This window comes from Rheinheimera sp. SA_1, from assembly GCF_001669775.1.
GTDB lineage: Bacteria > Pseudomonadota > Gammaproteobacteria > Enterobacterales > Alteromonadaceae > Pararheinheimera.
This window is the reverse complement of the sequence record NZ_LXWK01000018.1, coordinates 269,337-282,612: the sequence shown is the minus strand read 5'-3', so window position 1 is coordinate 282,612 and position 13,276 is coordinate 269,337. Positions and strand designations below refer to the sequence as shown.

Annotated in this window: 14 protein-coding genes; 6 read left to right on the top strand and 8 right to left on the bottom strand. The window is 52.6% G+C overall.

What is annotated here, in order from left to right; genetic code table 11:
• The 6 genes from A5320_RS18945 to A5320_RS18920 form a co-directional block, all read right to left on the bottom strand.
• Positions 1-420, bottom strand: coding sequence for a MarR family winged helix-turn-helix transcriptional regulator (locus A5320_RS18945; protein ID WP_068068813.1), 420 nt, complete (start codon positions 418-420; stop codon positions 1-3).
• A gap of 234 nt (positions 421-654) precedes the next feature.
• Positions 655-1,647, bottom strand: coding sequence for a branched-chain amino acid aminotransferase (locus A5320_RS18940; protein WP_068068810.1), 993 nt, complete (start codon positions 1,645-1,647; stop codon positions 655-657).
• Between the two features lie 145 nt (positions 1,648-1,792).
• Positions 1,793-2,920 carry an ABC transporter permease gene (locus tag A5320_RS18935; protein WP_068068807.1) on the bottom strand — a complete coding sequence of 376 codons (1,128 nt, stop codon included), beginning with the start codon at positions 2,918-2,920 and terminating at the stop codon, positions 1,793-1,795.
• Complete coding sequence (locus A5320_RS18930) at positions 2,883-3,830, bottom strand: ABC transporter ATP-binding protein (RefSeq protein WP_068068804.1); 948 nt, start codon at positions 3,828-3,830, stop codon at positions 2,883-2,885. The genes A5320_RS18935 and A5320_RS18930 overlap by 38 nt, the downstream gene beginning before the upstream one ends.
• Positions 3,814-4,788 carry an HlyD family secretion protein gene (locus tag A5320_RS18925; RefSeq protein WP_082971901.1) on the bottom strand — a complete coding sequence of 325 codons (975 nt, stop codon included), beginning with the start codon at positions 4,786-4,788 and terminating at the stop codon, positions 3,814-3,816. Before A5320_RS18925 ends, A5320_RS18930 begins: the two co-directional genes overlap by 17 nt.
• Positions 4,781-5,464 carry a TetR/AcrR family transcriptional regulator gene (locus tag A5320_RS18920; RefSeq protein WP_068068801.1) on the bottom strand — a complete coding sequence of 228 codons (684 nt, stop codon included), beginning with the start codon at positions 5,462-5,464 and terminating at the stop codon, positions 4,781-4,783. Before A5320_RS18920 ends, A5320_RS18925 begins: the two co-directional genes overlap by 8 nt.
• A 303-nt stretch (positions 5,465-5,767) precedes the next feature.
• On the opposite strand from A5320_RS18920, the gene katG reads away from it, so the two are divergent.
• The 4 genes from katG to A5320_RS18900 all read left to right on the top strand — a co-directional run bounded on the left by katG (position 5,768) and on the right by A5320_RS18900 (position 10,850).
• On the top strand, positions 5,768-8,020 hold the full coding sequence (katG, locus tag A5320_RS18915) for a catalase/peroxidase HPI (RefSeq protein WP_068068798.1): 2,253 nt from the start codon (positions 5,768-5,770) through the stop codon (positions 8,018-8,020).
• 224 nt (positions 8,021-8,244) lie between these two features.
• Positions 8,245-9,006 (top strand): hypothetical protein, encoded by a 762-nt coding sequence (locus A5320_RS18910; protein WP_082971900.1) that lies wholly within the window; start codon positions 8,245-8,247, stop codon positions 9,004-9,006.
• Positions 9,007-9,108: 102 nt separating this feature from the next.
• A complete protein-coding gene (locus A5320_RS18905) occupies positions 9,109-10,245 on the top strand; it encodes a sensor histidine kinase (protein ID WP_068068795.1) in 1,137 nt (378 codons plus the stop codon).
• Positions 10,242-10,850 (top strand): response regulator transcription factor, encoded by a 609-nt coding sequence (locus A5320_RS18900; protein ID WP_068068792.1) that lies wholly within the window; start codon positions 10,242-10,244, stop codon positions 10,848-10,850. Before A5320_RS18905 ends, A5320_RS18900 begins: the two co-directional genes overlap by 4 nt.
• Positions 10,851-10,886: 36 nt before the next feature.
• Here A5320_RS18900 and A5320_RS18895 read toward each other — a convergent pair whose 3' ends face one another.
• The gene (locus A5320_RS18895; protein ID WP_068068790.1) at positions 10,887-11,330 is read right to left on the bottom strand and encodes an SRPBCC family protein; all 444 of its coding nucleotides are present in this window, start codon (positions 11,328-11,330) and stop codon (positions 10,887-10,889) included.
• A gap of 176 nt (positions 11,331-11,506) precedes the next feature.
• On the opposite strand from A5320_RS18895, the gene A5320_RS18890 reads away from it, so the two are divergent.
• Entirely contained in the window at positions 11,507-11,836 is a 330-nt protein-coding gene (locus A5320_RS18890) for an ArsR/SmtB family transcription factor (RefSeq protein WP_068068787.1), read from the top strand.
• Positions 11,836-12,303 carry an SRPBCC family protein gene (locus tag A5320_RS18885; RefSeq protein ID WP_068068784.1) on the top strand — a complete coding sequence of 156 codons (468 nt, stop codon included), beginning with the start codon at positions 11,836-11,838 and terminating at the stop codon, positions 12,301-12,303. The genes A5320_RS18890 and A5320_RS18885 overlap by 1 nt, the downstream gene beginning before the upstream one ends.
• A 39-nt stretch (positions 12,304-12,342) precedes the next feature.
• Here A5320_RS18885 and A5320_RS18880 read toward each other — a convergent pair whose 3' ends face one another.
• Positions 12,343-13,224 (bottom strand): LysR family transcriptional regulator, encoded by an 882-nt coding sequence (locus A5320_RS18880; protein WP_068068781.1) that lies wholly within the window; start codon positions 13,222-13,224, stop codon positions 12,343-12,345.
• Between the last annotated feature and the right edge of the window lie 52 nt (positions 13,225-13,276).

Here is a 13,276-nt window from a genome sequence, read left to right as displayed (position 1 = left end):
TTATAGCCGAGCTAATAACTCAGCCAGCGTTTCCTGCTGGCGGGAAGTGAGTGGCGACATAAACTGGTTGGCAAAAAAACCAAAGGTCTGGTGTGCATCCTGATAAATCTGCTGGCCGCTGTCGGATAATTTCACCAAACTAACCCTGGCATCGCGGGCATTTTGTTCTTTTTCCACCAGCAGCATTTTTTCCAGCGGTTGCAACAACCGGGTCACGCCTGAAGCACTGAGGCCAACGGCACTTGCCAGTTCAATCCGGCTAAGCCGATGTTGCGGTGCCTGAAAGAGTCGATGCAAAATACAAAATTCACTGAAGCTGATGCCATGCACACTCAGCTGTAAATCGGCTTTTTTAATCATGCCGGACCAGAGCAAGGCGCTTTGCAGCACTAAATCTACGGCGGGGTTTTGTGTGTCCATGAATCGTCCTTTGCCAATATTAAGTCGCTGGTTCTTAAATGCATAAGTTCGCACATAAGATTGACCAATGCTTGATTGTGCAAGTATATTGTTCTTTTTTTGTGTTGACCGCAAGGGTTTTCTGGATAGATTTGTAATAAGGAGGAACGATGTTTCTGGTATTGCCTAACAGGCGGCGTAAAAAAAGCAGGCATGATGCCTGCTTCGTGAGGTGTAAGTAGTCAGTCGACTGGCTTAAATCTTCGTCAACCAACCATGTTTATCTTCAGCTTTGCCCCACTGAATATCATTCAGTGCCTGGCGTAATTTCGCTGTGGTAGCGCCAGGTTCACCAGTGCCGACTTTGATTTCTTTGCCCTGATAAATCAGCGTGCCGACAGGTGCCAATACTGCGGCAGTACCGGATAACGCCGCTTCAGTGCCTGGTTTGGCCGCACGTTCCAGCAGCTCTTCGACCGTTAATTCACGCTCAGATACCGTCATACCTAAATCGCGGGCCAAGGTCAAAATCGTGTCGCGGGTCACGCCGTGCAGGAAAGATGCATCCAGCGCTTTGGTGATAATTTCGTTGCCGTCAATCAGCAGGAAGTTGGCGGCGCCGGTTTCCTGCACATCGCCGTTCGGGCAGAACAGCACCTGATCGGCCTGATATTTGGCTTTGGCCTGCATCGTCGGTTGCAACGCGCTGGCGTAGTTACCACCACTTTTGATCATGCCCATATGTGGCGCACAGCGGGCGTTGTCTTCCAGCAATAAACGCAAAGCGCGGCTGCCACCGGCGAAATAATCACCGACCGGCGATAGCAACACATACAGCATCGAGGTTAAAGTTGGCGTTGCCGCTTTACCAATGGCCGGCTCCGTGCCGATATGGGTTGGGCGGATATACATCGAACCCGGAGGCGTCGGTACGTCAGCGGCGTAATGGCGGACGATATCGATAATCATCTGGCTCAATAAGGCCGGGTCGAATTTAGGGAGCGATAATAACTCTGAGCTTTGCAGCATCCGGGCGATGTTTTTGTCCATCCGGAAAATGGCGACTGAACCATCTTCATGGCGGAAAGCTTTTAAGCCTTCAAAACAGGTGCTGGCGTAATGCAGCACATGGGCACCCGGGTGCAGGCTGATGCTGTTGGCCGGGACTATTGCTGCGGCATCCCAGGCACTACCATCGAATTGAGCCATTGCCATTTCAGGCATAAATACACTACCAAATGCTGCCATTTTTACTTTCCTGCTGCTGATCTATGAAACAAATGCGTTCGGGCATTGTACTGTCAGTTGCCGATTTCGGCATCAACTATCTGCGCTGCTAGTGTGCATCTAGTGAGTAAGTTGCAGCACTGCAGCGACAATAATCTCAGCAGAATTAATCCAGCCGTTTGCGAAATTGTAGGGTTGCCAGCGTCATACCAATCACCGTAAATGCCACCAGCACCAGTACATCGGTGGTTAGCACTGTCCAGTGTGCATCCCGCAATACCACCGCCCGAACCAGCCGCACATAATGGGTGGCAGGTAATAACTCGGCAATGTACTGCGCCGGTTTTGGCATCGCGACATAAGGAAACATAAACCCTGACAATAAAATCGACGGCAGCAGAATAAATACCGTCAGTTGCATTGCCTGTAATTGAGTCTGGGCGCGGGTAGAAATCAGCAGTCCCAGCGTCAGACTGGCCAGAATAAATAACAAAGTCACCAGCCACAGCGAAAACCACTGCGCCGGTAGCGGCACGGCAAACAGGCCATGGCCCAGACCCAGAATAATTGCCACCTGGATTAACCCAATAGCAATATACGGCAGAATTTTACCAATCATCAGCTCCAACGGGCGAATCGGCGTATTGATCAGAAATTCCATATTGCCCTGCTCGCGTTCGCGCACAATGGCGGCCGAGGTGAATAAAATCATCGTCATGGTCAAAATCACCGCAATCAGCCCCGGCACGATATTCACCGCGCTGCGCCGTTGTGGATTGTAATAATTGACCAGTTCAAACAGACCGCTTGGCGGCACTGCCGCTTCCCGATGCACCGGCGCCGTTTGGGGCAGCGGCATTTGTCGCATGGCGGCGATGGCATTACCCAGCATCGGATCTGAGCCATCGGTGATCCATTGCGCCAGTGGCCGCTGTTGCAGACCAAGCCGCAGATCATCCAGTCGCCGCTCAAAATCGGCCGGGATCACCAAAATTGCATTGATATCGCCGGCGGTCATCGCTGCTGTGGCCGACTGCAGACTGGAAAAATCGCCCTGAAAGTGCACCGCTTGAGACGCCTGCAGATCGCCGGCCAGTTGACGCGCGGTGCTGCTACCACCGGTTAAATCGACCAGTGCCGCCGGCACCTGCCGCACATCGGTATTGATGGCGTAACCAAATAACATCAGTTGCACCAGTGGGATCATCACAATCATCGCAAAGGTGATGCGGTCGCGTGATAACTGCAACAGCTCTTTATGGAATATCGCGTGAATGCGGCTGAGACTCAGCATAGGCAGCTCCGGTATTGGCAACAAAAACATCTTCCAGGGAAGGGCGGACTGGCTCGCAACTATAGGCAGGCCCAAGTCTGGCGCTCAAATCGGCCAGCGACCAGCGGGCGGTTTTTCGCAGTAGCAGCCGCAACCGCTGACCAAGCTGCGCGGCAGAAAGCACTTCTGGCCAGCTCAGCAGTTGCCGGCGGGTTTCACGCAAATCCGGCCCGCTGATTTCAAAGACATCGGCATTCATCCTGGCCATTAACGCATCCGGTGAACCATCAGCGCGTTTTTCACCTTGCTCTAAAATCGCCAGCCGGTGACAACGTTCGGCTTCATCCATGTAGTGAGTGGAGACTAAAATGGTGGTGCCGGCGTCACTTAAATCAAACAGCCGCTCCCAAAACTCCCGGCGATTTTCCGGATCCACCGCCGAAGTCGGTTCATCCAGAAATAACAAGGCCGGGCGGTGAATGGTGGCAGCAGCCAGCGCCAGCCGTTGTTTTTGGCCGCCGCTGAGGCTACCCGCCCGTACTTTTTGCTTCTCTTGCAGCTGGTACAAGTTTAATAATTCAGCAACCCGGCTTTTGCGCTCTGCCCGCTTTAGCTGATAAATACCGGCCACAAATTCCAGGTTTTCCAGCACCGTTAAGTTGTCGTATAACGAAAACTTTTGTGTCATATAACCAATTTGCTGCCGCAGCGCTTCGGCCTGTTGTGGCAGTTGCAGTCCCAGTACTTCAATCTGGCCGGCAGTTGGCGTTAATAAGCCAGTCAGCATGCGGATGGATGTCGACTTACCACAGCCATTTGGCCCCAGAAAACCGTAAATACAGCCTACCGGAATTTGTAAATCCAGCTGATTCACCGCCAGATAATCGCCAAAACGCCGGCTCATGCCCTGCACATCAATCGCGAGTTGCATCTTGTGCTCCCAGAATAAGCTGCACCGGCACGCCTGTTGGCAAAGCAAGATTGGCTGGTAAGCTGATTTCAGTGACGTACATCAGCCGTGCGCGTTCGGCCTGATGCAAGGCAAAATAAGGAGTAAAACTGGCTTCGCTGGCAATTTTGCGCACCGTGCCATCAATGGCGTCAGCAAGCCCGTCAACCTGGATTTGCACCTGCTGGCCGGTTTGAATGGTGGCCAGCGCGGTTTGTGGCAGATAAATGCGGGCGTAAGGCGCATCACTGGCGGCGATCACTGCCAGCACGGCGCCTTGTGGCACCCGTTCACCGCGATGATAAGGCAAGTCTTCCAACACACCGTCGCGACTGGCGACCAGGCTTAAATCGGCCAGCAGTTTTTGCTCGGCCAATAAACTTTGTTGCGCGCTTTCCAGGCTAAAACGCGCTTGTTCAATCTGCTCAGGTCTGCTGCCTGCCTGCACTTCCTGCCATTGTTGCTGTAAATCGGCTTGATTGGCTTTAGCTCGTTGCAGCGCAAATTCGGCGGTATCTAAATCAGCCTGGGCGGACAAGCCTTGCTGGCGCATTTGCCGGGCGCGCTGGAGCTGGCGCTCACTGTCGGCTTGCTGCACTTTTGCCTGCTGCAGACGGGCGGCAGCAGCGGCAATTTGTTCAGCCCGGTTGCCATGCACCAACAGCGCCAGTGCCGCTTCGGCACGTTTCACTTCAGCCTGGGCTTTGTCGGTTTTAAGCTGTTGCAGGTGGGAGTCAAGTTGCAACAATGGCTGGCCAGCCTTAATCCGGCTGCCTTCAGTCGCATTCACCGCCATAACCAGCTCAGTGGCTGGGGCAGTTAGTAAAATCCGTTCCCGTTCCAGCGTGCCATAAGCCGATAGCGGTTCTTGCGGCTGGCAGGCACAAAGTAGCGCGCACACCATTGCAGCTGGGGTCAGCCGCAGTATTCGGTTAATCATGGTTTACTCCGGTATCTGGAAGCGAAGGTGCGGTCGGTTGTGGTTCAGCGGCAAGTGATTGCAATAAACCATGCTGCAACACATGACGTTGATGCACCGCCAGTTGTTGCAGAAATTCAGGAGTCAGCTCGAGGCCGATGGCTTGTTTCATAAAAGGTGGCAGCACAAACGGAAAAATCGCCAGGCTGAAACAGGTTAATAGCGCATTGAGCGGCTGCAAGCCCGGTTGCAGCAAATCAGGTGCCTGTAGCACTTGCTGCATGTTGTGCAGCATCTGTTGCACAAAACCTGCAAACACTTTGCTGACAATCTGATGTTCCGCCGAATGGATGTTGTGCAGGGCGCGGAAAATCAACGTCGGCAACAAGGGGTGTGGTGTCATCACCTGATAATAAGCGGCCACCACGGCGGCCGGATCGCGCAGTTCAGCAATTCGCGCTTGTTGCTGCGCCAGTTGCAGTAGCGGGGCGATAGTCTCGCGCAGCATGGCTTCAAACAACCCGGCTTTGTCGACAAAATAGTAACGGATCATGCCGGCATTCACCCCGGCCGCCTGTGCAATCATTCGGGTGGTGACCCGCTCATAACCCCATTCTGCAAACAATAATCGTGCCTGACACAATAATTGTTCTCGGGTGGCATTCTCGCCAGATGGACGTCCGGGCTTGGCATTCATCAGCAGATCTCCTAATTATCCAGTTGATGAATATGCTAAGCGCTGGCGCATTATTAAGCGAATTGATTAATTCTCCAGCGCCATATGTTTTGGATAACAGATTGAGATAACAGGTTCGGATAAATACGCGGATATTGGCCTGGTGCAACCAAGTTCAACTGTAGTTTTTATCAGAATAATCGATGAACTCAATCTGTTTAAATCGATGAAAAGGATTTCAAAGCAGCTTTACTTAATGGGCTGTATTCCAATAACTCAGGCTGAGCCAACGCAGTGCAGCCATAACCGGACAGGTAGCACCTCATGAAAAAAACCACCCCGACTTTATCCGCCATCACGCTGGCGATTTTAATCAGTTGCCAGCAAGGGCTGGCTTTGGCCAATGACGACACCCAAAACAATGCCCCAAATAATACGAAAGGCATCACCACCAACGACTTTTGGTGGCCACAACAACTGGATTTATCGCCGCTGCGCCAGCATGGTGCTGAGTCCAGTCCTTATGGCGCAAATTTTGACTATGCCAAACAATTCAACACCTTAGATTTAGCCACTGTTAAAGCCGAGATCAAAACCCTGCTGACCACGCCCCAAGACTGGTGGCCGCCGGATTATGGCCATTACGGGCCTTTTATGATCCGGATGGCCTGGCACTCAGCCGGGGTGTACCGCATTTTTGATGGCCGTGGTGGTGCCGGTGGCGGCCAGCAAAGGTTTGAACCGCTTAACAGCTGGCCCGATAATGTCAACCTCGACAAAGCCCGCCGCTTGCTCTGGCCGATCAAACAAAAATACGGCAGTAAATTATCCTGGGCCGATTTAATGGTGCTCACTGGTAACGTGGCGTTGGAATCGATGGGCTTTAAAACCTTTGGTTTTGCCGGAGGCCGGATGGACGATTGGCAAGCCGAGCAGGTGAACTGGGGCTCGGAGAAAAAATGGTTGGAAGATAAAAGGTATAGCGGTGATCGTAAACTGGCGAAACCATTGGCTGCAGTACAGATGGGCTTAATTTACGTCAACCCGGAAGGGCCAAATGGCGTACCGGATCCGCTACTCGCAGCCAAAGATATCCGCGAAACTTTTGGCCGGATGGCGATGAATGATGAAGAAACCGTCGCCTTGATTGCCGGTGGCCATACTTTTGGTAAAGCCCATGGCGCCCGCAAGCCGGAAGATTGTGTTGGCAAAGAACCGGCCGCCGAAGGCACTGAAGCCCAGGGCTTTGGCTGGAAAAACAAATGTGGCAAAGGCCATTCCGAAGATACCGTTACCAGCGGTTTAGAAGGTGCATGGACTGCAAGTCCGGCGGCCTGGACCAGCCAGTATCTGGATAACTTATTTGGCTTTGACTGGGTCAAAACCAAAAGCCCGGCCGGTGCCACGCAGTGGATCCCGGCCAATAATCAGGCTGCGAATCTGGTGCCGGATGCCCACGATAAAACCAAACGCCATGCACCTATCATGTTCACTACCGACTTGGCGCTAAAAGAAGATCCGGAATACCGCAAAATTTCGCTGCGCTTTAAAAACGACCCGAAAGAGTTTGAGCTGGCATTCGCCAAAGCCTGGTTTAAATTAACCCACCGCGATATGGGCCCGCGTGCACGTTACCTTGGTAAAGAAGTGCCGGCCGAAGCGCTGATTTGGCAGGATCCGATACCGGCGGTTGATCATCCGTTAATCGATCAAACCGATATCAACAACTTAAAAGCGAAATTGCTAGGCAGCGGCCTGACAGTGCCGCAGTTGGTCAGAACGGCATGGGCGTCGGCTGCCAGCTTCCGCGGTACTGATATGCGTGGTGGTGCCAATGGCGCCAGACTGGCGCTAGCGCCGCAAAAAGACTGGGCGGTAAATAATCCGCAGGAACTCGCTAGTGTGTTGCAGACCTTACAAAAAGTGCAGCAGGATTTTAATAAAGGGTTGAAAGGTGGCAAAAAAGTCTCGCTGGCGGATGTAATTGTGCTGGCTGGCAATGCAGCCATTGAAAAAGCCGCAGCGGACGGTGGAGTGAAGCTGGCAGTGCCGTTCCGGCCTGGCCGGATGGACGCATCGCAGCAACAAACCGATGTTTCATCTTTTGCCGTGCTGGAACCGCAGGCTGATGGCTTTCGCAATTATTATGCAAAAGACCACAACAACTTATCGCCAGCTGAGGCGCTGATCGACAAGGCGTCAATGCTGACGTTGTCGGTGCCGGAAATGACAGTGTTGGTCGGAGGCATGCGGGCGCTGGATGCCAATGCCGCCGGTGATCGGCATGGTGTATTGACTGTAAAACCAGGTACTTTAAGCAATGACTTTTTTGTCAATTTGCTCGATATGGCAACCAAGTGGCAAAAATCGGCGAAAGACGAAGCGGTGTATGAAGGACTGGATCGCAAAAGCAATCAGCTGAAATGGACTGCCACACCGGTTGACCTGATGTTTGGCTCGCACGCCGAGCTGCGGGCAGTCGCAGAAGTGTATGCCGCCACCGATGGTAAAGATCGTTTTGTGCAGGATTTTGCCAAAGCCTGGCATAAGGTGATGGAGCTGGACCGGTTTGAGTAGTTGCTGCCCCTGTCACTAAACAGTTCAACCCCACTTACAGACTGACGGCCGCGTTTGGCCGTCAGTGCTTTAGCCCTTGATTGCTTTCCACGATGGTGGCGCAAGCCGCACATGTTCTGACAATTGTCACCTCACATTGCTGATTGCTGACACTAACTTCAACCAAAGCCTGGATGCACAATCACTGCAACAACGCCACGGGGGCGTTTTGCAGGAGCAACACCATGAACTTCACAATCAAACATACATCACCAACCACAGCAGCAGGCCGTTCCGTGACACGCACTTTTGGCGCGGCGTTGCTTTTGGCAGCGCTGGGTTTGACGCAGCCTGTGTTGGCTGAACAAGCCAATGCCGTCAGCTTGAATGCTATTGATGCGGCCGCGCAGCAACTGGATGTTTCGGCTTTACAGCAACAAACCAATCAAGCGCAAGACGATTATTTGTTCGCTTACGCCCAGTACCGACTGGCGGTGACGGCCTCGGTGCGTGCCGACGAAGAAGTAATGAAACCGGCATTAACGGCAGCTGTCGACCGCTTAGCAGGGTTGCTGCAAAGCGAACCCGCCGCTGAACTCAAAGTAGAAGCGCTGGCGCTGTTGGCATTAAGCCGCGGTCTGCAAGCCGGATATTCACCAATCAAAGGCGCTTATTATGGCAAGTTATCCAACGATGCGCTGGCGCAGGCGATGGCACTGCAACCGACCAATCCACGGGTGCAATTAGCGGCGGCCATCCTGGCTTTCCAAACGCCAACCTTATTTGGTGGCAGCAAAAAAGCCGTATTAACTCATGCCAATGCGGCAATTGCAGCCTTTGCGCAGCCATGTCAGCACATTTGCTGGGGTCAGGCTGAAGCTTATATCTGGCGCGGTTTAGCCAAAGCAGAAGCTGGTGACAAGGCCGGAGCCAAAGCGGATTGGACTCAAGCGCTACAGCAAGCGCCAAATTACGGCTGGGCGAAAAAGTTGTTAAAAGACGCTTAAGTGTTGTTGGGGTCAGAGTCAATTGTTAACAGAAAACTGTTAACAATTGACTCTGACCCCAAAATTAACTGACTCTGCCCCCCCAAAAACAGAGGAAATCTGATGCAAAAAGGTGCTTTACGCTGGGGTTATCTGATTTATCTCGGTTTTTATTTTCTACCGCCATTGTTGCAGCAACAAACCAATGGTTGGCATTGGGCCGCTATGCTGCTGGCGCTCGCGGTATTTTTGCTTATTTTCCATCGGATTGGCAGCGCCCAACTGCATGAACGCTGGTGGCTGCTGGCGGGCATGGTGCTTACGGCTAGTGCAATCACCCCGCTCAATTCCGGCAGTATGTCGATGTTTGCTTATGTTGGGTTTTTTATTGGATTCTGGTGTAGCAACCAACGGTATGCGCTTGGCATGCTGGTGCTGCTGTCGTGGCAAGCGGCATTGTTCTGGTGGTTTTACCCGTCAGTGTGGTTGCAGGGATATGCCGTGGTGGTGGTGTTGGGGGTCAGTGTTTCGGGTTTAGTGGAGCAAATGCGGCTCAATCATCAGCTGCAGCAGCATCGTTCGGATGAAGAGTTACAGCAAATGGCACGGCAACTGGAACGGGAGCGGATCGCCCGGGATTTACATGATTTGCTGGGTCATAGTCTGGCAACCATCGCCTGGAAAGCTGAATTAACCGAAGTCTGGCTGGATCGCGAACAACCAGCGGCAGCACGGGCGCAGTTGGCCGAGCTGCAACAATTAGCCCGGCAAAGTCTGCAACTGGTCCGCGAGACGATTAGTGGTTATCGCCAGCAAGGTCTGGAAGTGTTAGTGCCGACTTTGTTCAGTCAGCTGCGTAGCAATGGCTGGATTTGCCATCTGGATGCCGACCTTCGCGTCTTGGCCGCCGATAGTCCGCCAGACATTGAGTTGGTTATCACCGAACTTTGTACCAATGTGCTGAAACACAGCAAGGGCCGCGAGTTATGGCTCAGTGCCCATGGTGACGGCGCACTATGGCAATTGCGATTGCAGGATGACGGCCAGTGTCAGGCGATCACGCCGGGCCATGGTTTAACCGGTATTCAGGAGCGGTTGCAGTTACTCGGTGGCGCGTTTTGCTGGCAACTGGCGCCCACTTGTTTCACCTTGACCTGGCCGCAGCATTCGCCACAATCGCTGCAGCTTGCTGCGTCTAAAGCAGAGCATCAAGTCGCAGCGCACGACCCAAAAAATGATTTTATCCAGGGGGTGGCATGAAAATTTTGTTTGCCGAAGATCAGGCCATTTTACGCAGTACCCTGGCATCGTTGTTGCGGCTGCTCGGGCAACATGAAGTGGTGGAAGCGGAAGACGGCCTGCAAGCACGACAGTTTTTACGCCAGCAGGTGTTTGATCTCGTTCTCACCGATATCGAAATGCCGGGCTGCAGTAGGCTGGAGTTGCTTGAATTTGTGAAAAACGACTCAACCTGGCAGCAACAGCGCTGTAAGCTGATGATCCTAACCACTTTCTCGCGCGCTGGTTATGTTAAAAGGGCGCTACAGGCTGGCGTCGATGGTTTTTTGCTAAAAGACACCCCTGCCACAGAATTGCTGGCAGCGATTGATAAAATTATGGCCGGTGGCAAAGTGATAGCGCCAGAGCTGGCGATGCTGGCACTGGGGCAAGACAACCCATTACATGACAAAGAGCGGCGCGCGCTAAGCTTAACCGCCGAAGGTAAAAGCACCGCTGAAATTGCCACCATGCTCTATTTAGCCGAAGGCACGGTGCGCAATTATTTGTCAGACGCCATTACCAAATTGCACGCCGCCAACCGCATTGACGCGGCCCGGATCGCCCGGCAACGCGGTTGGTTGTAGGGGGCGTTAGTCCGCCGTTGCAATGCTCGGTTCCTCTTACATTCCATTGGCTTCAATTTTCAAATCGTCAGGAAATGGCCGCCCGCGGCCTTGCTCGACATAGTCGCGCAGGCTGAGCAAAAAGGTCGCCCATTTGGTGGAACAGTGGTAAAAAAACGGCACTTCGGCCGCCCAGCCGGCGTGACGGAACATCAGCTGACAGTGGTTTGGGTGTTGCTTAAGTTCAAATTCGATACGGGTGCCAAGCCATTCGTCCGGCCCCTGGATACATTGCCACTGTACTTGGTCCGCCGTGTTTTTCAGCACACGCATTACAAAACCACCATTATTGCCAAAAGTGAATACCAACTCGCCGCCTGCGGCCGGATTGCCTTTGGTGTCGTTGGTCCACCAACTGGCGAGACCTTCGACTGTCGTCAGTGCTTGTTGAATTGTATTGCTGGCCACCTGGGTGCCAAAAGTCAGACAGATATTAGGCATAATAATGCTCCTTGAAATTGGGGTGGTGATGAGGCGATAAGCTCATCTGCCTTTTATGCTAACGTTCTGACAATAAATAGAAATAACAAACTGGAAAGTTATAATTCTTGCTAATTATTTGAAATTAAAACCATTTATTCTATAGTTGAGATCGTTTTGATAAATGGTTTCCTAATATGGAAAATGCTCAAAGGTTAGACGCAGTATTTTATGCGTTAAGCGATCGCCGGCGGCGGATGTTGCTGGCGGAATTAGCGGCTGGCCCAAAATCAGTCGGTGAACTTGCCGCAGCAGTGCAGATGAATATCAGTGCTGCGTCCAAGCATATTGCGATGCTGGAAGCTGCGCAGCTGATCTATAAAACCCGGCAACAACGGCAGTTGTATTGCCATCTGCATTTTGATGTCTGGCGCGAAGTGGCTAATTATATTGGCATGCATGCGAAATTCTGGTCCGGGCGGCTGGATGAGCTGGCGGCCTTTATCAAAGAAACAGGAGCTAACTAATGGATCCGGTGGTGATTAAACGGGTGCTGCCGTGCAGTAAACGGCAATTATTCGACGCCTGGTCACAACCGGCGCTACTTAGCCGTTGGTTGTTTGCTTCACAACAACCAACAGCAAAAAGTACAGTACAAAGCAGTTTTACTGTTGGTGGCCACTATGAAGTGATTATGCATCTGCCGACGGGTGACTATCGCCATTATGGCGTGTACCGCGCTATCGAGCGTTACCATCACATTGCGTTTAGTTGGAATTCGCATATTGTCGAGGATAGCCTGGTCGAACTGCATTTTCGCGAACTGTCGCCGAACCGCTGTGAATTAACGCTAACTCACAGTCAATTCCCAAGCGAAGAAGTACGCACCAAACATAACGACGGTTGGCAGCGCTGCCTGCAGAATTTGCCGCTGTTGTGGCCTGCACAAAATACGTTAGATATAACGAGCGATGGCAGCGGATCCCCAAATTGAACAAAACAGTCGTCAGTGAAGGTGACAGTGAGTCGTCAGTCAGAGTGTACTGAGCGCATCAAACACCACCCGGATCCGCTCCGGAACCGGCCCGCGTTGTGGCCGGTAAATATATAACGGCCAGGGCTCGGGTTCGAATTGGCTCAATACGGACTGTAACTTCCCTGATCTCAGATCCGCAGCCGCCAGCAACAATGGCACTTGCGCTATCACCAACCCTTGCTGCACCAATTGAAATTCGGTGTCGGAATCTTCACAGATAAAACGCGGATGTACCGGTTGCCACTCCATATTGTTTTGGTACAACCAGGGCCAGATCCGGCCGGAATTTTGATCACGCAAGGCGCTGTATGGAAGTTGCGATAACCCGGCCGGAGCCGCTGGTGTGCCGTAACGTTGCAGCAGTGCCGGTGTGGCGACCGTGACCAGCTGCACCGCGCCAATCTGCCGGACAATAAATCGGTTGTCACGAATAAAACCGACCCGGACGCCGATATCGATTTTTTCTTCAATCACATCGACCCGACGATCATTAAACATCAGCTCCAGTTGCAACTGTGGATAACGCTGTGCCAAATCGGCCAGCACTGGCGCCAGTAACTGGCGGCCAAATGCCAGCGGCGCTGCGATCCGCACCTTGCCGCTGACTCCTTCGGCGGTGTTGAGCCGTGGTTTTTGCAGCAGCAAATCAAGCTCCAACAACAAAGGTTTGCTGCGCGCCGCCAGCAGTTCCGCGGCAGCTGTAGCCTGCACCTGGCGGGTGTTGCGGTGAAACAGTAACTCGCCTTGTTGTTGTTCCAGAAATTGCACCGCGCGGGTGACGACTTGCGGTGAGATGCCAAGCCGCACTGCTGCCGCTTTAAAACTTTGCAGTTCTACCGCAGTGCAGAAGATCCGTAGCAATTCCAGCTGATTTTGCATTCGAATGATTCCATACATGGGAATTGTCAAAGCCTGACACATTCATTTACCG